The 21,317-nt window shown below is 62.7% G+C and carries 15 protein-coding genes and 4 pseudogenes; 14 read left to right on the top strand and 5 right to left on the bottom strand.

Annotated elements, in window-relative coordinates; translation table 11 throughout:
• Positions 1-45 precede the first annotated feature (45 nt).
• Both AB8Z38_RS36575 and AB8Z38_RS36570 read left to right on the top strand, forming a co-directional pair.
• Positions 46-1,059, top strand: a complete 1,014-nt coding sequence (locus tag AB8Z38_RS36575) for a formamidase (protein ID WP_369722378.1) — start codon at positions 46-48, stop codon at positions 1,057-1,059.
• 463 nt (positions 1,060-1,522) lie between these two features.
• Positions 1,523-2,155, top strand: coding sequence for a dihydrofolate reductase family protein (locus AB8Z38_RS36570; protein WP_369722377.1), 633 nt, complete (start codon positions 1,523-1,525; stop codon positions 2,153-2,155).
• Positions 2,156-2,177: 22 nt separating this feature from the next.
• Here the strand turns inward: AB8Z38_RS36570 and AB8Z38_RS36565 are convergent.
• Positions 2,178-3,157, bottom strand: a pseudogene (locus AB8Z38_RS36565) (IS1182 family transposase); the annotation flags it as partial.
• A gap of 650 nt (positions 3,158-3,807) precedes the next feature.
• Complete coding sequence (locus AB8Z38_RS36560; RefSeq protein ID WP_369722376.1) at positions 3,808-3,942, bottom strand: hypothetical protein; 135 nt, start codon at positions 3,940-3,942, stop codon at positions 3,808-3,810.
• 123 nt (positions 3,943-4,065) lie between these two features.
• Between AB8Z38_RS36560 and AB8Z38_RS36555 the strand changes: the two genes are divergently transcribed.
• Together AB8Z38_RS36555 and AB8Z38_RS36550 are read left to right on the top strand one after the other, a co-directional pair.
• Positions 4,066-4,245, top strand: coding sequence for a hypothetical protein (locus AB8Z38_RS36555; RefSeq protein WP_369722375.1), 180 nt, complete (start codon positions 4,066-4,068; stop codon positions 4,243-4,245).
• A 101-nt stretch (positions 4,246-4,346) separates the two neighbouring features.
• On the top strand, positions 4,347-5,666 hold the full coding sequence (locus tag AB8Z38_RS36550) for a dicarboxylate/amino acid:cation symporter (RefSeq protein ID WP_369722373.1): 1,320 nt from the start codon (positions 4,347-4,349) through the stop codon (positions 5,664-5,666).
• Positions 5,667-5,676: 10 nt separating this feature from the next.
• Here the strand turns inward: AB8Z38_RS36550 and AB8Z38_RS36545 are convergent.
• A pseudogene (locus AB8Z38_RS36545) lies at positions 5,677-7,049 on the bottom strand (hypothetical protein).
• Between the two features lie 41 nt (positions 7,050-7,090).
• Complete coding sequence (locus AB8Z38_RS36540; protein ID WP_369722372.1) at positions 7,091-8,350, bottom strand: allantoate amidohydrolase; 1,260 nt, start codon at positions 8,348-8,350, stop codon at positions 7,091-7,093.
• 406 nt (positions 8,351-8,756) lie between these two features.
• Here AB8Z38_RS36540 and AB8Z38_RS36535 point away from each other — a divergent pair.
• The 6 genes and pseudogenes from AB8Z38_RS36535 (at position 8,757) to AB8Z38_RS36510 (ending at position 14,696) form a co-directional block, all read left to right on the top strand.
• A pseudogene (locus tag AB8Z38_RS36535) lies at positions 8,757-9,868 on the top strand (BMP family ABC transporter substrate-binding protein).
• Positions 9,865-10,977, top strand: coding sequence for an ABC transporter permease (locus tag AB8Z38_RS36530; RefSeq protein ID WP_369722371.1), 1,113 nt, complete (start codon positions 9,865-9,867; stop codon positions 10,975-10,977). Before AB8Z38_RS36535 ends, AB8Z38_RS36530 begins: the two are co-directional and overlap by 4 nt.
• A gap of 1 nt (position 10,978) precedes the next feature.
• Entirely contained in the window at positions 10,979-11,905 is a 927-nt protein-coding gene (locus AB8Z38_RS36525; protein ID WP_369722370.1) for an ABC transporter permease, read from the top strand.
• A gap of 22 nt (positions 11,906-11,927) precedes the next feature.
• On the top strand, positions 11,928-12,611 hold the full coding sequence (locus tag AB8Z38_RS36520; protein ID WP_282524257.1) for a cysteine hydrolase family protein: 684 nt from the start codon (positions 11,928-11,930) through the stop codon (positions 12,609-12,611).
• Positions 12,608-14,140 (top strand): ABC transporter ATP-binding protein, encoded by a 1,533-nt coding sequence (locus tag AB8Z38_RS36515; protein WP_369722369.1) that lies wholly within the window; start codon positions 12,608-12,610, stop codon positions 14,138-14,140. Before AB8Z38_RS36520 ends, AB8Z38_RS36515 begins: the two co-directional genes overlap by 4 nt.
• 70 nt (positions 14,141-14,210) lie before the next feature.
• A complete protein-coding gene (locus AB8Z38_RS36510) occupies positions 14,211-14,696 on the top strand; it encodes a nucleoside deaminase (RefSeq protein ID WP_369722368.1) in 486 nt (161 codons plus the stop codon).
• 172 nt (positions 14,697-14,868) lie between these two features.
• On the opposite strand, the gene AB8Z38_RS36505 is transcribed toward AB8Z38_RS36510, so the two are convergent.
• Positions 14,869-15,975, bottom strand: coding sequence for a hypothetical protein (locus AB8Z38_RS36505; RefSeq protein ID WP_369722367.1), 1,107 nt, complete (start codon positions 15,973-15,975; stop codon positions 14,869-14,871).
• 582 nt (positions 15,976-16,557) lie between these two features.
• Here AB8Z38_RS36505 and AB8Z38_RS36500 point away from each other — a divergent pair.
• The 4 genes and pseudogenes from AB8Z38_RS36500 to AB8Z38_RS36485 all read left to right on the top strand — a co-directional run bounded on the left by AB8Z38_RS36500 (position 16,558) and on the right by AB8Z38_RS36485 (position 21,261).
• On the top strand, positions 16,558-18,129 hold the full coding sequence (locus AB8Z38_RS36500; RefSeq protein WP_369722366.1) for an ABC transporter ATP-binding protein: 1,572 nt from the start codon (positions 16,558-16,560) through the stop codon (positions 18,127-18,129).
• The gene (locus tag AB8Z38_RS36495; RefSeq protein WP_369722365.1) at positions 18,113-19,204 is read left to right on the top strand and encodes an ABC transporter permease; all 1,092 of its coding nucleotides are present in this window, start codon (positions 18,113-18,115) and stop codon (positions 19,202-19,204) included. The genes AB8Z38_RS36500 and AB8Z38_RS36495 overlap by 17 nt, the downstream gene beginning before the upstream one ends.
• Positions 19,191-20,107, top strand: a pseudogene (locus AB8Z38_RS36490) (ABC transporter permease). The gene AB8Z38_RS36495 and the pseudogene AB8Z38_RS36490 overlap by 14 nt, the downstream one beginning before the upstream one ends.
• Positions 20,108-20,184: 77 nt before the next feature.
• On the top strand, positions 20,185-21,261 hold the full coding sequence (locus tag AB8Z38_RS36485; protein ID WP_369722364.1) for a BMP family ABC transporter substrate-binding protein: 1,077 nt from the start codon (positions 20,185-20,187) through the stop codon (positions 21,259-21,261).
• The last annotated feature ends 56 nt before the right edge of the window (positions 21,262-21,317 follow it).

Raw genomic sequence — 21,317 nt, 5'->3', positions numbered from 1 at the left:
CTTCCGATGGCGCGCAACGACGCGCGGACGACAAGGGAGCAGATCATGAATGGACTTGGCGGGTTGAACAAATCGCCTGAGGGCGTGGTCATTGGCCTCGTTCAGCTGCAACTGCCGAGCATCGTGACCCCAGCGGATCTGGCGAAGCAGACGGAGCGCATCGTCTGGATGGTCGGCAAGGCGCGCCGCAATCTGTCCACGATGGATCTGGTGGTCTTCCCCGAATATTCGCTGCACGGCCTCTCGATGGACATCAATCCCGAGATCATGTGCCGGCTCGACGGGCCCGAGGTCGCCGCCTTCAAGAAAGCCTGCATCGACAACAAGATCTGGGGTTGCTTCTCCATCATGGAGTTCAACCCGCACGGCAATCCCTACAATTCCGGCCTGATCATCGACGACCACGGCGACATCAAGCTCTACTACCGCAAGCTCCATCCCTGGATACCGGTCGAGCCCTGGGAGCCGGGCGACATCGGCATCCCCGTGATCTCGGGCCCGAACGGTGCGAAGATCGCGCTGATCATCTGCCACGACGGCATGTTCCCGGAGATGGCGCGGGAATGTGCTTACAAAGGCGCCGAGATCATGATCCGTACCGCCGGCTACACCGCACCGATCCGCGAGTCCTGGCGCTTCACCAACCAGGCCAATTCGTTCCAGAACCTGATGGTGACCGCGAATGTCTGCATGTGCGGCTCTGACGGCTCGTTCGATTCCATGGGCGAAGGCATGATCGTCAATTTCGACGGCAGCGTGCTCGCGCACGGCACCACCGGCCGCGCCGACGAGATCATCACCGCCGAAGTGCGTCCCGATCTCGTGCGCGAGGCTCGCATCAATTGGGGCGTCGAGAACAACATCTACCAGCTCTGGCACCGCGGTTATGTCGCCGTCAAAGGCGGCGCGATGGACTGCCCCTACACCTTTATGCAGGACATGGTGGCCGGCACCTTTCGCCTGCCGTGGGAAGACCAGGTCAAGGTCACCGACGGCACGTCCTGCGGTTTCCCGGCCCCGATGCGGATGTTCGGCAGGACGGCGAAAGCGGCCGAATAGACCGTTTTCGACGAAGAACGCGGGTAGTGTCTCAGTTTGAATTTTCAGCGTCTTCGACAGTGATGTCGTCCGGATCGCAACGGGCGCGAGTTAGGGCTTTTGATTTTCTCAAATGCTCGTGCTCATCCCAAGCGTTACCTGCGCGCTTACAAGTCCTTGGCTCTTTGCGCGGGCCGCTCCCATGGCCACACTTGCAGCCCAATAAGTTCCGCCTTCCATCCCAGAAGGCGAAGATCGCCGTCGTGTCCGGCACGTCGGCAGTCGAGGCCAGACCGGACATCGGGAAGACGCGAGCAAATCGACGCGAATGACCCATTACGGACCATCACAACATGAGTGGCTTCCCCAACCGAGTCAGCGAAGGTCGGAAATTCTAAAAATTTTGTGTCAAAGGAGGCCGATGGTGTCGGAAACGCGCGTGCCCATTCGTCTTGAGTCAGTTCACAATTAAAGGGAGGCCCGGATGGGCAAGGTACGCGTAGCTGGCTTCGGAGTGTCCATCGACGGCTTCGGGGCCGGTCCGGATCAGGGCCTGGAACATCCGCTCGGCAAACGGGGCCAGGAGTTGATGAACTGGTTCTTCCCGACCCTGGCCTTTCGATCGATGATCGGGAAAGACGGGGGCACCGACGACCGCTTTGCCGAAGCCGCAATGAAAGGCTTCGGCGCCTTCATCCTCGGACGCAATATGTTCGGGCCGGCCGGCGACGATTGGGGCGGCCCCGATTGGAAGGGCTGGTGGGGCGACAATCCGCCGTACCACGCGCCGACCTTCATCCTCACTCACCATGCCCGGGCGTCAATCGTGATGGAGGGCGGGACGACCTTCCATTTCGTTACCGACGGGATCGAGGCGGCGCTTGCCGAGGCAAAGGCCGCCGCGGGCGACCTGGACGTAAAGATCGGCGGGGGCGTTGCGACTGTCCGCCAGTATCTACTCGCAGGAGCAATCGACGAGATGCACTTGGCGCTGTCGCCCGTCGTTCTGGGCCGCGGTGAATCCCTGTTCACAGGCGTCGACCTGCCGGGCCTTGGCTATCGGGTGACGGAGGTGGTCCCAACCGAGCTGGCGACGCACCTCGTGCTGACGCGCTAACTCTTGATCGCAGACCAGACTAGACAAAATCAGGCTTCCCAAAGCGGCCTGCCGACTTGGCTCCCGAGGTTTGCGGCTTGGGTAGCGTAACTGCCACGCTGGCCTGTTCACAGGCCAGGATTTCCTCGCCGTTAAAGTAACCCCGATCCGCAACGACGTCCAAATGCAACGCGGCTTTCGCCACCTGCGCCATCGCCGCTAGTTGCGATTTATCGGTGCCGATGTTGGTAACGTCGTGCGCGACAATCAGATGGTCGTGGTGTCGACCGCACTTAGTACGTTGTAGGCGACCATGCCGGAGCCGCGCCCCTTGTTGCCATCGAGCGACAATCGGGATCGGTCAGCGATATCTGCTTGTCCGGTGAGGCGAGCAATCTCTTTTCAATCGCGGCCAGCCGCTTCACTTCTTCTTCAAGCTTCATCAGCTTTTCCCGAAGCCGTGTCTCGGTCAGAAGCACCGTTTCCGAAGGCTCTTCGCCTGCTGCAGTCTGGCGGTCGGCGCTATCGAGTTGGCTCATGTAGCGTGCCACGCCCTCTTCGATCTGCTTGGCGGCGCTGGATCTTGCCTTGCGTGAAGTTGTTGTCGCGACTGTTGACGGCCTTGAACTTGCTGCCGTCAATGGCAACGCTGGCCTTCGCTAGCAGGCCCATCTTGCGGCACAACTCGACGAATTGCGCGCAAACTTTCTTGATCGCGAGACCGTTGTCCTTGCGGAAGTCGGCGATGGTTTTGTGATCCGGCGCAAGCCGTCCCGTCAGCCACATCACTTCAAGATTGCGGCCAGCCTCGCGCTCCAACCGTCGGCTCGATTGGACCCGGTTGAGATAACCGTAAATGTAGAGCTTGAGCATCGGCGAAGGATGATACGCTGGCCGGCCGGTCGGTGCAGGATCGACGCCATCGAACCCGAGGTCATGGAGTTCCAACGCATCGACGAACACATCGACCGCACGAACAGGATTGTTATCGCCGACCCAATCATCAAGGCATTCCGGCAGCAACGTCGTCTACTGGCGATCCACCCCTTGAACGAAACCCCGCATCAATTCCCTCCGCGTTTCAGCAAGAGAATCATAGCATCGACGGAGTTTTTACACAGCCTGGACCCAAAGCAGACATCGAGAATATGGCCAACAACGACAATCATTCGTCGGCGTCTTCACCGGTAATCACACGTGTGTGGTCAATAATGTTGATCGACTTGCAGAAAGACGTTCTTGAGCGATTGAGCAGTCGGGTCCCATCGTGCGATTTGCCGAAGCTTCAGCAGTGCCTGTTGCGCTATGGCGAGCTTCGAAAAGCGGTTCTTCTCTGAAACAACGAGATGGTAACAGCGCGGTTAGGTGTGCTCCGACCGGTTTTCTGCTATGAATATTGTCCTGGATATTTTCCACGGCAGCGGGAGTGTCATTCGGCCTGCAATACTTGAGCGCCGATTGACACTGGTGTCGCTTAACGTGCTTCCGCAGGTGATCGTCACGACGCCCGAGCGCTGCCTCGTGTTGTTGCTGTCGATGCAGCCAGAGGTGCTTGCGGAACTCGGCCTCATCGCATTTTACGAATGCTATCTGCTCCATGCGCGCAAGGACGACAGTTGCCGGCGCGGGCTACTGGAGGGCCCTCGCGTCCTCAAGGGCCTGAGGTGTACTTGCTACGCAAAGCCGGAGATCGCAGCCTTCTTGACGCCTGTGAGACGCAGATCGTCGCCCAGGACATCCAGCAGAGTGGCTGTCGGCGGCGCATCAGCGATGCGAGCCAGCACCTCAGCGAGACAAGCCGCTTTCACGCCGCTATTCGGATAAAAGCGGACGGGCGTTTGCCCAAGTGCGCCGGCGCGCCGGTTTACCCGCCTCACCTATGCGTTCGGCAAGAAGTTTGAGAACCACTGCCACGCGCTGGCGCTCTATTTGTGCTCTACAACTTCTGCCGCGTCCACAAGACGCTTGGCGCTACCCCGGCAATGGCTGCTGGCTTGATCGCCCGCGTGATGAACGTGACGGACGTGGTCGCGCTCATCGTTGCCGCCAACCCGGTCCCGGCCGTTCGCGGTTCCTACATTAAGCGCGAAGCCGACGAGATCTCAAGCTGAGACACTACCCGAAAACGCCATTTCCGACGAAAACGGCGGCATTCTGGCATGGTTGTTGCTAGTTTTGGCGACCAAGACGTCGTTGAAACGGGGGAGTTACCATGTCGACCATTGCAGCGGCCCCGGCCGCCGAGCCCAAGCCGCTCTACACTTCGCTGTTCGTCCAGGTTCTGGCAGCGCTGATCCTGGGCATCATCCTCGGCGTGGCCGCCCCGGACTTGGCCGTCAGCCTCAAGATCCTCAGCGATGCCTTCCTGAAGCTGATTTCGATGATCGTGGCACCGATCGTGTTCTGCGTGGTCGTGCACGGCATTGCCGGCGCCGGTGACCTCAAGAAGGTCGGCCGCGTTGGCGTCAAGGCGCTGCTCTATTTCGAGGTGATGACCACGGTGGCGCTCGTGGTCGGGCTCATCCTGGCCTACGTCTTCGGCCCCGGCCATGGGATGAACATCGATCCCTCGACGCTGGATGCCAAGGCGCTCAACACCTATGCCGACAACGCCCACAAGCTCCAGGGTGCCGGCGTCGGCTCCTTCCTGCTCAACGTGATCCCGAGCACCTCCTTCGATGCGTTGTCGCGCAACGACGTGCTCCAGGTTCTGTTCTTTGCGGTGCTGTTCGGCGTCGGCCTGGCGCTGGTCGGCGGCGAGAAGGGCAAGCTCGTCACCTCGATGATCGACGCGGCCTCCACCGTGCTGTTCCGCGTCATGGGGCTGATCGTCCGCGTTGCTCCACTCGGCGTGCTCGGCGCGGTCGCATACACCGTCGGCAAATACGGTGTCGGCTCGCTGAAGCAGCTCGTCTCGCTGGTGATGCTGTTCTATGTCTCGGTCGGCATCTTCGTGCTCGGCGTGCTCGGCACCGTGATGGCGCTGGCCGGACTCAACATCCTCAAATTTCTCGCCTACCTGCGCGAAGAACTCACCATCGTGCTCGCGACGGCGTCCTCCGACGCCGTGCTGCCCCAGATCATGAAGAAGCTGGAGCGCATGGGCGTGAAGGACTCCGTCGTCGGCCTGGTGATTCCGACCGGCTATTCCTTCAATCTCGACGCCTTCTCGATCTACCTGACGCTCGCCGTCGTGTTCATCGCGCAAGCGACCAACACGCCGCTGTCGTTCGGCGATCTCCTGCTGGTGCTCGGCGTCTCCCTGATCACGTCGAAGGGCGCGCACGGCGTGCCGGGCTCGGCCATCGTGATCCTGGCCGCGACGCTGAACGCGGTGCCGAGCATTCCGGCGATCGGCCTGGTGCTGGTGCTGTCGGTGGACTGGTTCATCGGCATGGCCCGCGCGCTCGGCAACCTCATCGGCAATTGCGTGGCGACGGTGGTGGTCGCCGCCTGGGAAGGCGACCTCGACCGCGCCAAGGCGGCCAAGGTGCTCGAAGGCGGCGAGCTGGTGGACGTCACGGCGGGGTAACGGCCGCGGGTCAATCGTTCCAATGGAGCAAGGGCGTTCCAAACGCCCTGCTCCAGACGGACAGGAAACGCGGAAACCAGGAGTGAGCCACGGCGCCCTTGTAGGCCCAGGTGCGATATTTCAAGCCTGATTCCGAGATCAACTCTTGATATCCGCCATGGACCTCGGTCGCAGTCCGGATGTCCTTCAATATGCCCTGGGCATAGCGGCGATAGGTATCGCTCCCTGAGAATTCATCGTGATCCAGCATGCGATCGGCAAATTCGACGTTGAACGTCGGCCAGGAGGAGCGTCCCTGATAGGCGGGCGCCGCAATCTTGTGGATCATCTTGTTGCGCGGATTATTCGCGGACACCAGGAAGTGCGATGTCCCAGGTATGCGAAACCTCGGTTCGGCGATGATCAGATCCGTCGTCGCCGCGAACAGCGCGCGCTCGCTCGGATCGTTCATGTCCCAGAAGCCGCGATGGACGCTGACGAAATCGAGCGCGACCAGGGATGCCGGCGTGCCCGCCGGGCTATCCAGCGAATGCCTGATATAGCCATCCTTGCCGAACAGACGGAGCAGGTCCTGCTTGTATCGCGCGAGGTCGCGCCCGAGCAATCGCTTCAGCCGGTTCTCGTAGACCACCCCGAGCTGCACACCCCACGCGAAGGTCGTGTAGACGCAGGCATTGGTGACAAACCGCCGGCGCTCGGCGCGGGTGTCCGTTGCCGCAGAGCGAGGGCCGCGGGCGTCGCAGAGCAAATATCTGGCGCCGTCAGCTTCGAACGGCTCGAGCTCGCTTGCGAGTTTCAGGATTGCGCGCTCCAGATCGCCGCCGTATTCGGCCAGCAACAGACGGCCGGCATGCGCGCACTGCGACATCGCCAGATAAGACGATGCCCGCTCTTCGGCAGAGAGCATCTGCCGGAGACCGGCAAGAACGCCCAGCAGCGTGTCCGAGGGGCGCGAGAAATAGTTCACGCCGAGATAACGGCCGCGTCCCGCCGGGACGATGGTCGTCGTGACGACATTGGCGCGAACCGCCGCCAGCAACAGACGGACGCTCTTTTCGAGCAGCCGCGCCCTCCGGATCGCGTCCTGAGCATCGATGATGGTCTCCGGATCGAGAACGTCCGGATAGAACCAGGCGAAGTCGCGCGGGTAGTAGGCCGATGCGTGCGGCGCCCCCGTGACGAGAAAGGACTCGGTCACCGAAAACGCACTGTCGATCGAGTGCCGGTAAAGGTCCGAGATCGCCGATGACACATCAGGCGGCTTTCTCGGAATCGGTCGCCGAGAAAATTGACCGCCTGAAGGGCGTTGGCGACGAACGTCGCCGCCTTTCCCTGGTAAAACCGGTTTCCGCGATCGGATGGAAAGGAAAGGTCGCTGTTCATCTGAATCATTCGTGTCGGCAGGCCGGTATGTTGCGGGCCGCTTAGCCTTCCCGCGGCTGGAAATTCTCGACGACCCGCAGCAGGACCCGTGCGCCGGCATCGGCATCGCCAAGCTCGACATGCTCGTCCGGATGATGGCTGATCCCGCCGCGGCAGCGGACGAAGATCATGCCGACATCGGCGATGTCGATCATCGCCATACCGTCATGCCCTGCCCCGCTCGGCAGCTCGAATGCGGAAAACCCTTCCGTAGCGATGGCCTGCGCGATCTGATCCTTCAGCCAGGTCGCGCAAGGCACGGTGCGGTTCTCATGGGTGACGTCGAGCTGAAGCGCCAACTGCCGGCGCTTTGCGATCGCCTCGATCTGCCTGACGACATCGGCGACCGCGCGCTTGCGATGCATGTCGGTCGGCGCGCGCATGTCGATGGTAAACGACACTTCGCCCGGAATGACGTTGGTCGCGCCTGGCTTGGCATGGATGTAGCCGACGGTGCCGACGAGCCCGCTCGCATCGGTCCGGCAGAACTGCTCGATCGCTCCAATGCATTCAGCCGCGCCGCTGAGCGCGTCGCGTCGCAGCGCCATCGGCACCGTGCCGGCATGGCCGGCCATGCCAGTCAGCCGTGCGGCAAGCCGGGTTGCGCCCGCAATCGCTGTGACGACCCCGACGGGCAGATTCTGTGCTTCCAGCACCGGCCCCTGCTCGATGTGCAATTCGAGGTAAGCCAGCAACTCGCGCCGCGCCCGTGCCGCCGCCCCGATATGATCGGGATCGAGGCCGAACTCGACGAGCGCAGCCCGCATCGACACACCATCCTGGTCGCGCGTATTCAAAACGCTCTCATCAAAGGTGCCCGCCACCGCGCGGCTGCCGAGCAGGGTCGAGGCGAAGCGTACGCCCTCCTCGTCGGCAAAGCCGACGATTTCGACGGCAAACGGCAGGCGCTTGCCGCGACGGTTGAGATCGGCGACGCAGGAGATCGCCGTGATCACACCCAGCGGTCCGTCCCATTTGCCGGCATCGCGCACGGTATCGTAGTGCGAGCCGAGCATCAGGCAGGGCGCCCCTGGCCGCTCGCCTTCGTAGCGGCCGCACACGTTGCCGATCGCATCGAGATGCGCGCTCATGCCGGCCTCGCGCATCCAGCCGAGAATGAGGTCGGCCGCCCTACGCAGCTCCTTGCTGAGATAGATGCGGGTAAGCTTGTCGGCTTCTTCCGAGATCGCGCCGAGCTCTTGGATGCGGCGAACGATCTCCTTGCCGAGTGATGCATCTTGAACGGCGCTAGCAGCACCCATTTCGGTCGAGCTTTCCATCCTGGCGACCGCGCGCGGCGATCGTGACGACAATCGATACAAGTTCGGTGCCAGCGAAAATCGCTCCGCCGGCGCCCGTCCCAATCAGAGCGTGGTTAGCATGATGCGGGGAGCCGGCCGATCGTCCAACTCTCCGTCATGCACACGTATGAGCTGGTTAAGACTGCTTAACTGCCTTGCATACAATCATACATGACTGCCTAATATTTAATCTGCCGATTTCCTGGTCAGGTTTATGAAGCGCGCCATAACGCTGTTGTTTCAAATGCTTATTCCAAAATGATTACTTCGTGACCTCTGGCACGAAGCTTGCGACATCCTGTTCCAGGCTCCGCCAGACCGGCGCAGCCGCGAGATCATGGCGGTGCAGCCGCCAAGGGAGCGAGCAATGGATTTTGGCAGGATTTCACGACGGCATTTGTTGCAGGGCGGTGCGGCACTCACCCTGGGCGCCGCGGCCGGCGCCCACCGGGCGTTCGCAGCCGATACGACCATCGGCTTCATCTATGTCGGTTCGCGCGATGACTACGGCTACAACCAGGCCCACGCCCAGGGCGCCGCAGCGCTGAAGAAAATCCCCGGCCTCAAGGTCGTCGAGGAAGAAAAGGTGCCGGAGACCGACGCGGTCGAGAAGACCATCGAGTCCATGATTAACCTCGACGGCGCCAGCCTGCTCTTCCCGACTTCGTTCGGCTACTACAATCCGCACATGATCAAGATGGCCAGCAAGTTCCCGAAGCTGCGCTTCGAGCACTGCGGCGGCCTCTGGAGCGACAAGGACCCCAAGAACGCCGGCAGCTATTTCGGCTATATCGATGAAGCCCAGTACATCTCCGGCATCGTGGCCGGATACACCTCCAAGAGCGGCAAGCTGGGCTTCGTTGCTGCAAAGCCTATCCCGCAGGTGTTGCGCAACATCAATGCGTTCGCGCTTGGCGCCAAGCTCGCCAACCCGAAGGCGACAACCCAGGTAATTTTCACGGGTGACTGGTCGATGCCGGTCAAGGAAGCTGAAGCCACCAACAGCCTGATCGACCAGGAGTCGATGTGCTCACCTGTCACGTCGACGGCCCGAAGACCATGGTCGAGAACGCGGCCCGCCGGGGCGCAATGGTGTGCGGCTATCACGTCAACCAGTCGCCGCTCGCGCCGAAGGCTTATCTCACCGGTGCGGAGTGGAACTGGGAAGCGCTCTACCCGAAATTCGTCAAGATGATCGCCGCGGGCGAAACCATCCCGAATTTCTATCGTGGCGGCCTCAAGGAAGAGATCGTGAAGACCTCGCCCTACGGCGAAGCGGTTTCCGCGGAAGCGCGCAAGCACGCCGACGACGTCAAGGCAAAATTCTTGTCCGCCGACGGCTACGCCATCTTTAAGGGCGGGTTGGTTGACAACAAGGGCAAGACGGTGATCGCGGCCGGCACCGATCGGGGCCAGAAAGATCCCGAGCTCGAGAAGATGGACTATCTGGTCGAAGGCGTGATCGGAGCGACTTCGTGACAACGGAAGCGGCGGATTCCACTGAAGCGATCGGGGCAATCGCCCCGGCCGCGGATCCTGGTTTCCTCCAGCGCCACGGCGCGACAATCGAATACATTCTGATCCCGGGCGCGGCGCTGGCCGGCGCGCTCGTGGTCTTCGGCATCTTCGTCGCGATCTTCGGCAAGAACCCGCTCGATCTTTATTTTTATATGTACTACGGCGCCTTCGGCACCTGGTTTTCCTGGCAGAACACCCTGACGCGCGCCGCCCCCCTGATCCTCACGGCGCTCTGCACGGCACTGCCCGCCCAGCTCGGCATGGTCATCATCGGCGGCGAAGGCGCTCTCCTGATCGGCGCGCTGTCGGCGACGAGCGCTGCACTCGCGCTTCAGGGCATGCCACCGTTCGTCGTTCAGATCGCCATGGTTTGCGCCGGCGTGATCGGCGGCGGGCTGTGGATCATGCTGGCAGGCGCGCTGCGGCAGTTTCGCGGCGTCAACGAAACAATCTCGAGCCTGCTACTCGTCTACATCGCGCTCGCGATCCTCAACCATCTCGTCGAAGGCATGATGCGGGATCCCGCGAGCCTCAACAAGCCGTCGACCCGCGAGATCGGCGCCGCCAACATGATCGGCTCCATCCCCGGCACCGACGTACATTGGGGCCTCGTCTTCGGCCTGATCGCCGCAATCGCCGCCTACATCCTGATCTATCACACCGTGTTCGGCTTTGCCGCGCGTGTCGCCGGCGGCAATATCCGCGCTGCGAAGATCGTCGGCCTCGGCGTGAGCAAGCTCATTTTGACGATTTGCTTCCTCGCTGGCGGCGCCGCAGGCCTTGCCGGCATGGTCGAGGTTGCGGCCGTGCAGGGGCGCACCAACGCCAACCTCGCGGCCGGCTACGGCTTCACCGGCATTCTTGTCGCCTTCCTCGCGCGGCAGAATCCGCTCGCCATCATCCCCGTCGCGATCCTGCTCGGCGGCATTAGCGCTAGCGGCGGCCTTTTGCAACGCCGGCTGGGATTGCCCGATGCATCCGTGCTGGTGTTGCAAGGCATCATCTTCGTCTTTGTGCTGGCAAGCGACGCGCTCTACGGCCGCATCGGATTCCTGAAAGGTAAGTCCTGAGATGGCAGACGGATCGATCGGACTCTGGACCGTCCCGCTCGCCGTGCTCGGCGGCGCCATTCGCGTCTCGACCCCGTTCCTGTTCGTGAGCCTGGGGGAATGCATCACCGAGCGCTCCGGCCGCATCAATCTCGGCCTCGAAGGCACGCTGGTGATGGGCGCGATGAGCGCCTATGGCATCTCCTATCTCACCGGCTCACCATGGCTCGGGGTACTCGCCGCCGGCATCACCGGTGCGTTGCTCGGCGCGCTCCATGCCGGAATCTGCTCGCTGCCGCGCGTCAACGACGTTGCGGTCGGCATCGCGCTGATGCTGTTCGGAACCGGACTTGCGTTCTACCTCGGCAAGCCTCTGATCGAGCCGACCGCACCGCGCCTGCCGGCAATCGATTTCGGCTGGTGGAGCGACATCCCGCAGCTCCGCGCCGCTTTGCGGGTCAATGTCCTCTTCCTGATCGGCGTCGCACTTGCACCGATCCTCTACTGGGCTTTCCGCACCACGCGCTGGGGCCTTCTCATCCGCACCGCCGGCGAAAGCTCGGATGCCGCACGCGCCATGGGCCATTCCGTGCTGCTGATCCGCCTGCGCGCCACCATGGTCGGCGGCTTCCTCGCGGGAATTGGCGGCTCTTTTCTTTCGCTGTTTTACCCCGGAAGCTGGAACGAGGGCCTGTCCTCCGGGCAGGGCATCACGGCGGTGGCGCTGGTGATCTTCGCGCGCTGGGATCCCCTGCTGTGCCTGTGGGCCTCGCTCGCCTTCGGGGGCGCGGCAGCGCTGGGTCCGGCGCTGCAATCGGTCGGCGTCACCTCCGGCTATCATCTCTTCAACGCGGCGCCCTACATCCTGACGCTGGCGATCATGATCATCACCTGCTCGCCGAAGCAGACGCTGACCGGTGCACCCGCCGAACTTTCAATCACACGATAATCGCGCATCAACGAGGTCGTCCATGCCCGAGCGCTACATCAAATCCGAGCCCTATGCCTGGCCCTACAATGGCGACCTCCGACCGGAGAATACCGCGCTCATCATCATCGACATGCAGACCGATTTCTGCGGCATCGGTGGCTATGTCGACAAGATGGGCTACGACCTCTCACTGACCCGAGCGCCGATCGAGCCGATCAAGAAGCTGCTCGCGGCTATGCGCGCCCAAGGCTTTCACATCATCCATACCCGCGAGGGCCATCGCCCCGATCTGTCCGACCTGCCCGCCAACAAGCGCTGGCGTTCGCGCCAGATCGGTGCGGGCATTGGCGACCCCGGCCCCTGCGGCCGCATTCTGGTGCGCGGCGAGCCGGGCTGGGACATCATTGAGGAGCTCGCGCCGTTGCCGGGCGAGCCCATCATCGACAAGCCCGGCAAGGGTTCGTTCTGCGCCACCGATCTCGAGCTGATCCTGCGCGTGCGCGGTATCGAGAATATCGTGTTGACGGGCATCACCACCGACGTGTGCGTCCACACCACGATGCGGGAGGCCAACGACCGTGGCTTCGAATGCGTGCTGTTGCACGATTGCTGCGGCGCGACCGACAAGAGCAACCACGAGCACGCGTTGAAGATGATCAAGATGCAGGGCGGCGTGTTCGGCGCAGTCTCGACCTCCGACGCCTTTATCGGAGCGATTTCGTGATCATCGGCGAGCCGCCCCCGCCGTCAGGCGCCTTCGGCGTCAACGCCATTGCCATGACGATGCGCTTCGGCGACTTCCTGGCGCTGGACAATGTCGAGCTGAAGGTGCGGCCGGGCTCGTTCCATGCGCTGCTCGGCGAGAACGGCGCCGGCAAGTCGACGCTGGTCAAATGCATCATGGGCTACTACCACGCGACCGAAGGCGACATCATCATTGGCGATCACGAGCAGGCGATCGCCAACCCGAAGGACGCTCACGCGCTCGGGCTCGGCATGGTCTACCAGCATTTCACGCTGGTGCCGGCGATGACGGTCGCGGAAAATCTCGTGCTGGCGCGCGACAACGTGCCGGCAATCGTGGACTGGGCCAAGGAGATGAAGGAGCTCGAGGCGTTTTTGGCGCGGATGCCCTTCAAGGTCCCACTCGGCGCGAAGGTCTCGGATATCTCCGCCGGCGAGCGGCAGAAATGCGAGATCCTCAAGCAGCTCTATCTCAAGCGGCGTTTCCTGATCCTGGACGAACCGACCTCGGTGCTGACGCCAGCGGAAGCCGACGAGGTGCTCGGGATGCTCCGCGACATGGTGGTCAAAGGCGAGCTGACCATCCTGATGATCACCCACAAATTCCGCGAGGTCATGGCGTTTGCCGACGACGTCACGATCCTGCGCCGCGGCAAGCTCGCAGGTGCCGGCAAGGTCGCCGAGCTCACGCCCGATGCGATGGCGCGGACCATGATTGGCGCCGAAGAGTTGACCGTGCAGCCGCCGCGCACCGGCGAAGCGGGCGCGGCGAAGCTGACACTGAGCAAGATTCGCGCCCTCGACGATGCCGGCGCCATCGCCGTGCAGGACGTCTCGCTCACAGTGCGCGCCGGCGAGATCGTCGGCATCGCGGGTGTCTCCGGGAACGGCCAGCGCCAGCTCGTCGAAGTGCTGGCGGGCCAGCGCGAATCCGAGAGCGGCGAAATCCGCGTTGCCGGCGACCCCTATCACGCCAGCCGTGAGGAGATGCGGCGGCACAAGATGTCGCTCCTGCCGGAGGAACCGCTGAAGAACGCCTGCGTCGGCGGCATGAGCGTCGCCGACAACATCGCCTTCCGCGAGTTCGACCGTGCGCCCTTTGCCAGCCTCGGCTGGTGGCTCAATCGCGGCGCCTTCCGGGACGACGCGAAGAAGAAGATCGGGCAGTACAAAATCAAGACCCGGTCTCCGGATACGCCGATCTCAGCGCTGTCGGGCGGCAATGTGCAGCGCGCCGTGCTGGCACGTGAACTCGGCGATGACGTCGAGGTGCTGATTGCGGCCAATCCCTGCTTCGGCCTCGACTTTGCCGCGGTGGCGCAGATCCATGCCGAGATCATGGCCGCGCGCAATCGCGGCGCGGCGGTGTTGCTGGTCAGCGAGGACCTCGACGAACTGCTCGAGCTCTCCGATCGCCTGGTGGTGATGTTCCACGGCGAATTCGTGTATGAAGCACGGACCAGCGAGGCCGACCTTACCGTGATCGGCCGGCATATGGCGGGGCACTGACAAATGGTTTGAGCATGGTCTTTTCGGAAAACCGCTGCACACTTTTCCGGATCATGCTCGAGGAGCAGCGATGAGCGGCGCAGCCGAACGCGACGAACACTTTCTGCGCCTGTCCTTTGCGGTCGCCCGCCGTTCCCTCACCCATGGCAACCATCCCTTCGGCTGCATCGTCGTCGATGCGGACGGCCATGTGCTGATGGAAACCGAAAACGGCTACATGCCGGATCACGACAGCACCGCGCATGCCGAGCGCCTCGCGGCCACGCAGGCTTGCCGCACGCTAACTCGTGCGATCCTGGCGAAGGCCACACTCTATTCCTCCGCGGAACCCTGCGCGATGTGTGCCGGCGCAATCTACTGGGCAGGCATCGGCCGCGTGGTCTATGGCCTCGGCGAGCACCGCCTGCGCGGTCTTACCGGCAACCACCCGGAGAACCCGACGCTCGATCTGCCTTGCCGCGACATCTTTGCCGCCGGCCAGCGGCCGACGGAGGTCGTGGGCCCGTTGCTCGAGGACGAAGCCGAAGCGCTGCACGACGGCGTGTGGGCGAAGTAGAGAGCTTGTAGGGTGGGTTGGCGCAGCGTAACCCACCACTTCTCTCCCAACGCGAAAAACAAAAACGTGGGTTACACCCTTCGGCTAACACACCCTAGGTTGCCCCCTCGAAGCACCAATGGCGCCGCGCACTCCTGCGCGACGCCGTTGGAACCTGAAGACCTCCAGCCGATCAGAACTTCACAGTCACGCCACCATAAACCGTGGACTCCGTGCAGCTCTTTGTGCTCTGGCCGGTCGCTGCGATCGTGCAGACGCCCGCCATGGCGTTGTGGTCGAGGCCGAACTTGTTCTGCCAGTAACGATAGGCAACCCAGAGATCGACGAAATGCGAGTACTTGTCACCCCAGGCCGCCTTCGAAGCGTCGAAGGTCAGGCGGATCGGTTCGCTGTTCAGCTCGGTCTTGGACGCGGTCGAGAAGCGGCCGATGCCCGAGAGCGCAGGAAGACCATTCGAGTCGCCCTTCGGCCCGTACCAGCCGGCGCGGCCGCTGATCGACCAGAACTGCATGTTCGGCGGCAGGAAGCCGAGGTCCATGTAGTAGTTGATTTCGACGGCCCAGGTCGGACGGTAGCTCACATTGCCGTCGGAGTTACAGGTCACGCCGGCCACGCCGGCACCGAATATGCCGCACTGCGTGAAGGCATTGTGGTTCAAGAACTCCCAGTACATCAATGGAGAGACGTTGACGTAGCCTTTATAGGGAAGGTCGAAGGCGAACTGGAGACCGGCGACGACGTCGCGCTTGGCCGGCGCCAGGAAGTTGTTCTCGGTGTTCGCATCCATACCGACTTCGAACGAGATGTTGTGCAGCGGACCCATGGTGAAGGTCTTGGTATTGAACAGCTCGTTCCAGCCGAAGGTCGAGCGGAACAGGCCGTAGATCTCGGTTGCGCCTGCGCAATCGCCGACACCGCCGGTGATGGTCACGCCCGGCGCGGTACAGGGCGAAGCCGGATCGTTGTGGCCCGACTTGAACATCGAGATGGTGAAGAAGTTGGTGCCGTAGGCCCAGAGGTCGAAGTGAGTGAAGGAGTAGACCTGCTTGGCGGTGGTACCGTTGATGCTGCCATCGGGACGAGTGCTCCACATGCCGGGATCGGTACCCTTGGGCATCCAGGAGAACGACACACGGTCATCGATCACCAGGAAAAACGGCAGGTCCGCGGCCTTCTTGACTGCCTTGACCGGCAAATCCGCTGCCTGCGCCAGGCCCCCCGTGGCAAGCGTAGCAAGTGACAGCGCCGCGGCTGCAACTGCTTTCAAACGAAACGACATCCTGAATACCCCCAAATTTGGACACGTAAAAATGAACGTCCCTGGATGCGACACTTGCGCCGATCTCCCGGAGTGAGAAGCCTCAACTTGTTCCAAGGCATGCCGCTTGTTTCGGCAGCGAGTGGCATTTCACGATGGATTCTCGAGGCTTGTGCGCCTCGCACTTCCCTGTAAGCGGCACGACAATTCCCCGCGATTGCCAAATATTCCCGTTTGATTCTGCTCGGCTTTTGCGTCCTGCGCGAAGCGTGGACATGGGGCCGCGAACACGTTCATCATTGCTCCGCGGCAATGCATACGTGTGGCGACACGACAATGCTCAACTTCGCGTCAACCCTGCATAGCGGGTTCCGATTTGGTTCGAACCGTCACAAATTGGCAACAACCGTTGCTCGCAGGACGCGGCCGCGTCCGCTATCCGAGGCGCGATTGGAGGCGATCGTCGCGCGGCGGGAGCCGCGACTCGCGACGCCCGTCGCCTGCCGAAGCGTTGAGCAAGGGATGACGTTTTTTCACACCTTACGCGGCGGTTCAAACTAGCCCAGTATTGAGGCACTTCATCGCATGCAAGCGTATCAGCGAATGTTAGATCCGACGGCTAACGGCCTGCATTCCGGCGAGTCCCCGCTGCTGAGAGCGATCGGGCTCACCAAAGGCTATGGGGATTTCCTCGCCAACGATTCCATTGACCTCGACATCTGGCCGACGGAAATCCACGCGCTGCTCGGTGAGAACGGCGCCGGCAAGTCGACGCTGGTCAAGGCAATCTACGGGCTGATCCAGCCCAGTGCCGGCGAGATCTGCTGGCAAGGCGAACCGATCGTGCTGTCTGGTCCCTCGGAAGCGCGCAGCCGCGGCATCGCCATGGTGTTCCAGCACTTTTCGCTGTTCGACAACCTCACCGTCGCCGAGAACGTCGCACTTGGCCTCGATGGAAGGGAATCCTTTAAGGACATGTCGGCGCGGCTGGAGCAGGTGTCGAAGACCTATGGCCTGCCGCTCGATCCCAGGCGCGAGGTCTGGCAATTATCCGTCGGCGAGCGCCAGCGCATCGAGATCGTGCGCGCGCTGATGCAGGATCCGAAATTCCTGATCCTGGACGAGCCCACCGCGGTGCTGACGCCGCAGGAAGCCGACCAACTGTTTGTCGTCCTGGAACGGCTCAAGGCCGAAGGCCGCGCCATCCTCTACATCAGCCACAAGCTCGAGGAGGTGAAGCGGCTCTGCGACACCGCCACGATCTTGCGCGGTGGCAAGAAAATCCAGACCTGCAACCCGCGGCTCGAGACCGCGGCCTCGCTCGCGCGCATGATGGTCGGCGGCGAGATCAAGGAAGTGAAAGCTGCAGCTGGCCGGCAGACCACGATACCACGGCTGGTCGTGAACGATCTCTCACTCGCGCCGGACGAGGCCCACGGCGTACGGCTCGAGCACATCTCGTTCGAGCTCAAGGGCGGCGAAATCCTCGGCATCGCCGGCGTGGCAGGGAACGGCCAGGACGAGTTGTTCGCCGCGCTGTCCGGCGAGCGCCTGTCGAAAGACCCCGGCACGGTGGTGATCGAGGGCATCGCCGCCGGCCAGCTTTCGATCACCAAGCGGCGCAAGCTCGGCGCGGCCTTCGTGCCCGAGGAGCGGCTCGGGCACGGCACCGCGCCGCGGATGAAGCTCTCGGAGAACGCGCTACTCACCGGGCATGCGGCGAGCGGCATGGTCCATCGCGGCTTCATCGACACCGCCGCCACGCTCAAGACGGTCGACCGTGCCACCGAAACCTTTGACGTCCGCAAAGCGAAACGCGACCCGGAAGCCGCCAGCCTCTCCGGCGGCAATCTGCAAAAATTCATTGTCGGCCGCGAGATCTTGCGCAATCCGGCGGTGCTGGTGGTGAGCCAGCCGACCTGGGGCGTCGACGCCGGTGCCGCCGCGGTGATCCGCCAGGCGCTGCTCGATCTGGCAACCGCCGGTGCGGCCGTGCTCGTCACCAGCCAGGATCTCGACGAGCTCGCCGAAATCGCCGATCGTATCGCCGTGATGTTCCACGGCCATTTGTCGGAGCCGCTCGCCACGCGCGACGCAACACGCGAAAAACTCGGCCTGTTGATGGGTGGCAGCAGCATCGAGCCGAAGGAGGCCGCGCATGCAGTTGGTGCTTGAGAAGCGCGCCGAGCGTTCCAACACGATCGCACTGGTCTCACCACTGATCGCGATCGGCTTGACGATCGTCACTATGACCGTCTTGTTCGCGATCCTCGGCAAGAACCCGCTCCTCGCGCTGCAAGCCTATTTTATCGCACCGCTCACGGACAGCTATTCGCTCCAGGAGATCGCGGTGAAGGCGACGCCGCTGGTGATGATCGCGATCGGCCTGTCGCTCTGCTATCTCGCCAATGCCTGGAACATCGGCGCCGAGGGGCAATTCCTGATCGGCGCCGTCGCCGGAAGCTGGATCGCGGTGAAGACGCAAGGCACCGACGCCGGTGTCTGGGTGCTGCCGGCGATGTTCGTGCTCGCTGCAGCCGGGGGCGCGCTCTATGCGCTGATCCCGGCGATCTGCAAGGTGAAGTTCGGCGCCAGTGAAATCCTAACCAGCCTAATGCTGGTCTATGTCGCGGATCTCTTTCTGGACTACCTGGTGCGCGGCCCCTGGCGCGATCCGCAAGGCTTCAACTTCCCTACCACGGCCGAGTTCGATCCGGTCGCCACTGTCCCGCTCCTGATCGAAGGCGGCCGGCTGCATCTCGGCTCCATCATCGCGCTGCTGGTTGTCGCGGCTGCAGCCATATTGCTTGGACGGACCATCAAGGGTTTCGAGATCCGCGTGGTCGGTGCCGCGCCGCGTGCGGCACGGTTTGGCGGCTTCAACGCCAACCAGCTGATCATCCTCACCTTCGCGGTCTCCGGCGCGCTGGCGGGCCTCGCCGGCATCATCGAGGTCGCAGGTCCCGTCGGGCATCTCCAGCCCGGCATCTCACCGGGCTACGGTTTTACCGCGATCATCGTCGCCTTCCTCGGCCGGCTGAACCCGCTTGGAATATTAATTGCAGGCCTTTTTCTCGCATTGACCTTTATCGGCGGCGAGCAGGCGCAGATCGCAATGAAGATCCCGTTGGATGTCACCAAGGTTTTTCAGGGCATCCTGCTGTTCTACGTGCTCGCCTGCGACTCCCTCATCCTCTACCGCTTCAAGCTGGTTTTCCCGAGCCGTCAGGTGACCCGTGGAGCTGGTTGAAGCCATCATCCTAGCGGTGCTCGCCGCATCGACACCGCTCCTGATCGCAGCGAGCGGCGAGCTCGTGACCGAGCGCTCCGGCGTGCTCAACCTCGGCGTCGAGGGCATGATGATCGTCGGCGCGGCCTGCGGTTTTGGCGGCGCGTGGCTGACCGGCTCGATCTTCATCGGCGCACTCTTTGGCATGGTCGCCGGAATGCTGATGTCGCTGATCTTCGCACTGATGGCGCTCGGGCTTGCCGTCAACCAGGTCGCGACGGGCTTGGCGCTGACCATTCTCGGGATCGGACTGTCCGGCCTGATCGGCGCGGGCTTCGTCGGCGAACGCATCGCGCCGGCTGTGCATCTTTACATTCCGGGTCTCACCGATATCCCGCTGATCGGCCGCGTGCTGTTCGGCGAGGACGCTTTCGTCTATTTCTCCATCGCACTGATCGTGGCCGTCTGGTGGTTCCTGTACCGCACGCGGGCGGGATTGATCCTGCGCGCTGCGGCGACAACCACATCTCCGCACATGCGCTCGGCTATCCCGTGCTGCGCATCCGCACCTTCGCCGTGATGTTCGGCGGCGCCTGCGCTGGGCTTGCCGGCGCTTACCTGCCGCTCGCCTATACGCCCTTCTTCATTCCCGGCATGACCGCGGGCCGCGGCTGGATCGCGCTGGCGCTGGTGGTGTTCGCGTCCTGGCGGCCGGGCCGGCTCGTCGTCGGCGCTTACCTGTTCGGCGCGGTGACGATCCTGCAACTGCACGCGCAGGGCTGGGGCGTCGGTATTCCCTCGCAGTTCATGTCGGCGCTGCCTTATCTTGCGACCGTGATCGTCCTGGTCCTGCTCTCCCGCGCGCGCACCGGCGGCTCGACCGCGCCGGCCGCGCTCGGCACCGTATTCGTACCCGACCGCTAGGGTTTTCATTCCGCGGCATGTGCGATGGGGCGCGCGTGTTGCGGATCGTAGTTTCCCCGACTGTTTGGAGATTGATGATGAGGAAATCACTTCTTGCGCTGGCTGCCGGACTCTTGCTTGCCGGGAGCGTCAGTGCAGCCTCTGCCGACGACAAGTTGAAGGTGGGCTTTATTTACCTCGGCCCGGTCGGCGATCTCGGCTGGACCTATCAGCATGAGCTCGCCCGCCAAGCGCTGGTGAAGGAGCTCGGCGACAAGATCGAGACGACTTATCTCGAGAACGTTCCCGAAGGTCCGGACGCCGAGCGCGCCATCGAGCAGCTCGTGCGCGCCGGCAACAAGCTGATCTTCACCACTTCATTCGGTTACATGGATCCGACACTGAAGGTCGCGAAGAAGTATCCGAATGTGCATTTCGAGCATTCCACAGGCTACAAGCGCGACAAGAACATGTCGACCTATTCGGCCAAATGGTATCAGGGCCGCTACATCCAGGGCCTGATCGCGGCCAAGATGTCGAAGTCCGGCGTGCTCGGCTATATCGGCTCGTTCCCAATCCCCGAGGTTGTCTCCGGCATCAACGCGACGATCCTTGCGGCGCAGACCATCAACCCGAACATCAAGGTCAAGATCATCTGGGCCAACACCTGGTTCGACCCGGGCAAGGAAGCCGACGCCGCCAAGGCGCTGATCGACCAGGGCGCCGACATCATCATGCAGCACACCGATTCGCCCGCGGCGATGCAGATCGCCAGCGAACGCGGCAAGCTCGCCTTCGGCCAGGATTCCGAGATGATCAAGTTCGGGCCCAAGACGCAGCTGACCTCGATCCTCGACACCTGGGCGCCCTACTACATCGCCCGCGTGAAGGCGGAACTCGATGGCAGCTGGAAATCGGAGGACACCTGGGGTGGTCTCGACAGCCACATGTTCGCGATGGCGCCCTACACCAACATGCCTGATGACGTGAAGAAGATCGCCGAGGATGCCCAGGCCGCGATCGCCGCCGGCAAGCTGCATCCGTTCAAGTGCCCGGTCATTGGGCAGGACGGCAAGGAGATCGAGTGCAAGGGCGGCGCCAATCTCGCTGACGGCCAGATCCTCGGCATGAATTTCTACGTCAAGGGCATCGACGACAAGCTGCCAGGCAAGTAGCACGCTTCTTGCATTGATTTGACGACCTGCTCCTCCCGGAGGAGGTTCGGAGGGGG

The sequence above is a fragment of the Bradyrhizobium sp. LLZ17 genome, from assembly GCF_041200145.1.
Classification (GTDB): Bacteria; Pseudomonadota; Alphaproteobacteria; order Rhizobiales; family Xanthobacteraceae; genus Bradyrhizobium.
The sequence above is the reverse complement of the archived record's forward strand: the minus strand, read 5'-3'. Positions and strand labels throughout refer to the sequence as shown.

Excerpts from the sequence above, each read along its gene's own strand:
- AB8Z38_RS36570 (WP_369722377.1), top strand. The coding sequence starts at position 1,523 with ATGGGCAAGGTACGCGTAGCTGGCTTCGGAGTGTCCATCGACGGCTTC.
- AB8Z38_RS36525 (WP_369722370.1), top strand. The coding sequence starts at position 10,979 with ATGGCAGACGGATCGATCGGACTCTGGACCGTCCCGCTCGCCGTGCTC.
- AB8Z38_RS36510 (WP_369722368.1), top strand. The coding sequence starts at position 14,211 with ATGAGCGGCGCAGCCGAACGCGACGAACACTTTCTGCGCCTGTCCTTT.
- AB8Z38_RS36540 (WP_369722372.1), bottom strand. The coding sequence starts at position 8,350 with ATGGGTGCTGCTAGCGCCGTTCAAGATGCATCACTCGGCAAGGAGATC.
- AB8Z38_RS36485 (WP_369722364.1), top strand. The coding sequence starts at position 20,185 with ATGAGGAAATCACTTCTTGCGCTGGCTGCCGGACTCTTGCTTGCCGGG.
- AB8Z38_RS36500 (WP_369722366.1), top strand. The coding sequence starts at position 16,558 with ATGTTAGATCCGACGGCTAACGGCCTGCATTCCGGCGAGTCCCCGCTG.
- AB8Z38_RS36575 (WP_369722378.1), top strand. The coding sequence starts at position 46 with ATGAATGGACTTGGCGGGTTGAACAAATCGCCTGAGGGCGTGGTCATT.
- AB8Z38_RS36550 (WP_369722373.1), top strand. The coding sequence starts at position 4,347 with ATGTCGACCATTGCAGCGGCCCCGGCCGCCGAGCCCAAGCCGCTCTAC.
- AB8Z38_RS36495 (WP_369722365.1), top strand. The coding sequence starts at position 18,113 with ATGCAGTTGGTGCTTGAGAAGCGCGCCGAGCGTTCCAACACGATCGCA.
- AB8Z38_RS36520 (WP_282524257.1), top strand. The coding sequence starts at position 11,928 with ATGCCCGAGCGCTACATCAAATCCGAGCCCTATGCCTGGCCCTACAAT.
- AB8Z38_RS36505 (WP_369722367.1), bottom strand. The coding sequence starts at position 15,975 with ATGTCGTTTCGTTTGAAAGCAGTTGCAGCCGCGGCGCTGTCACTTGCT.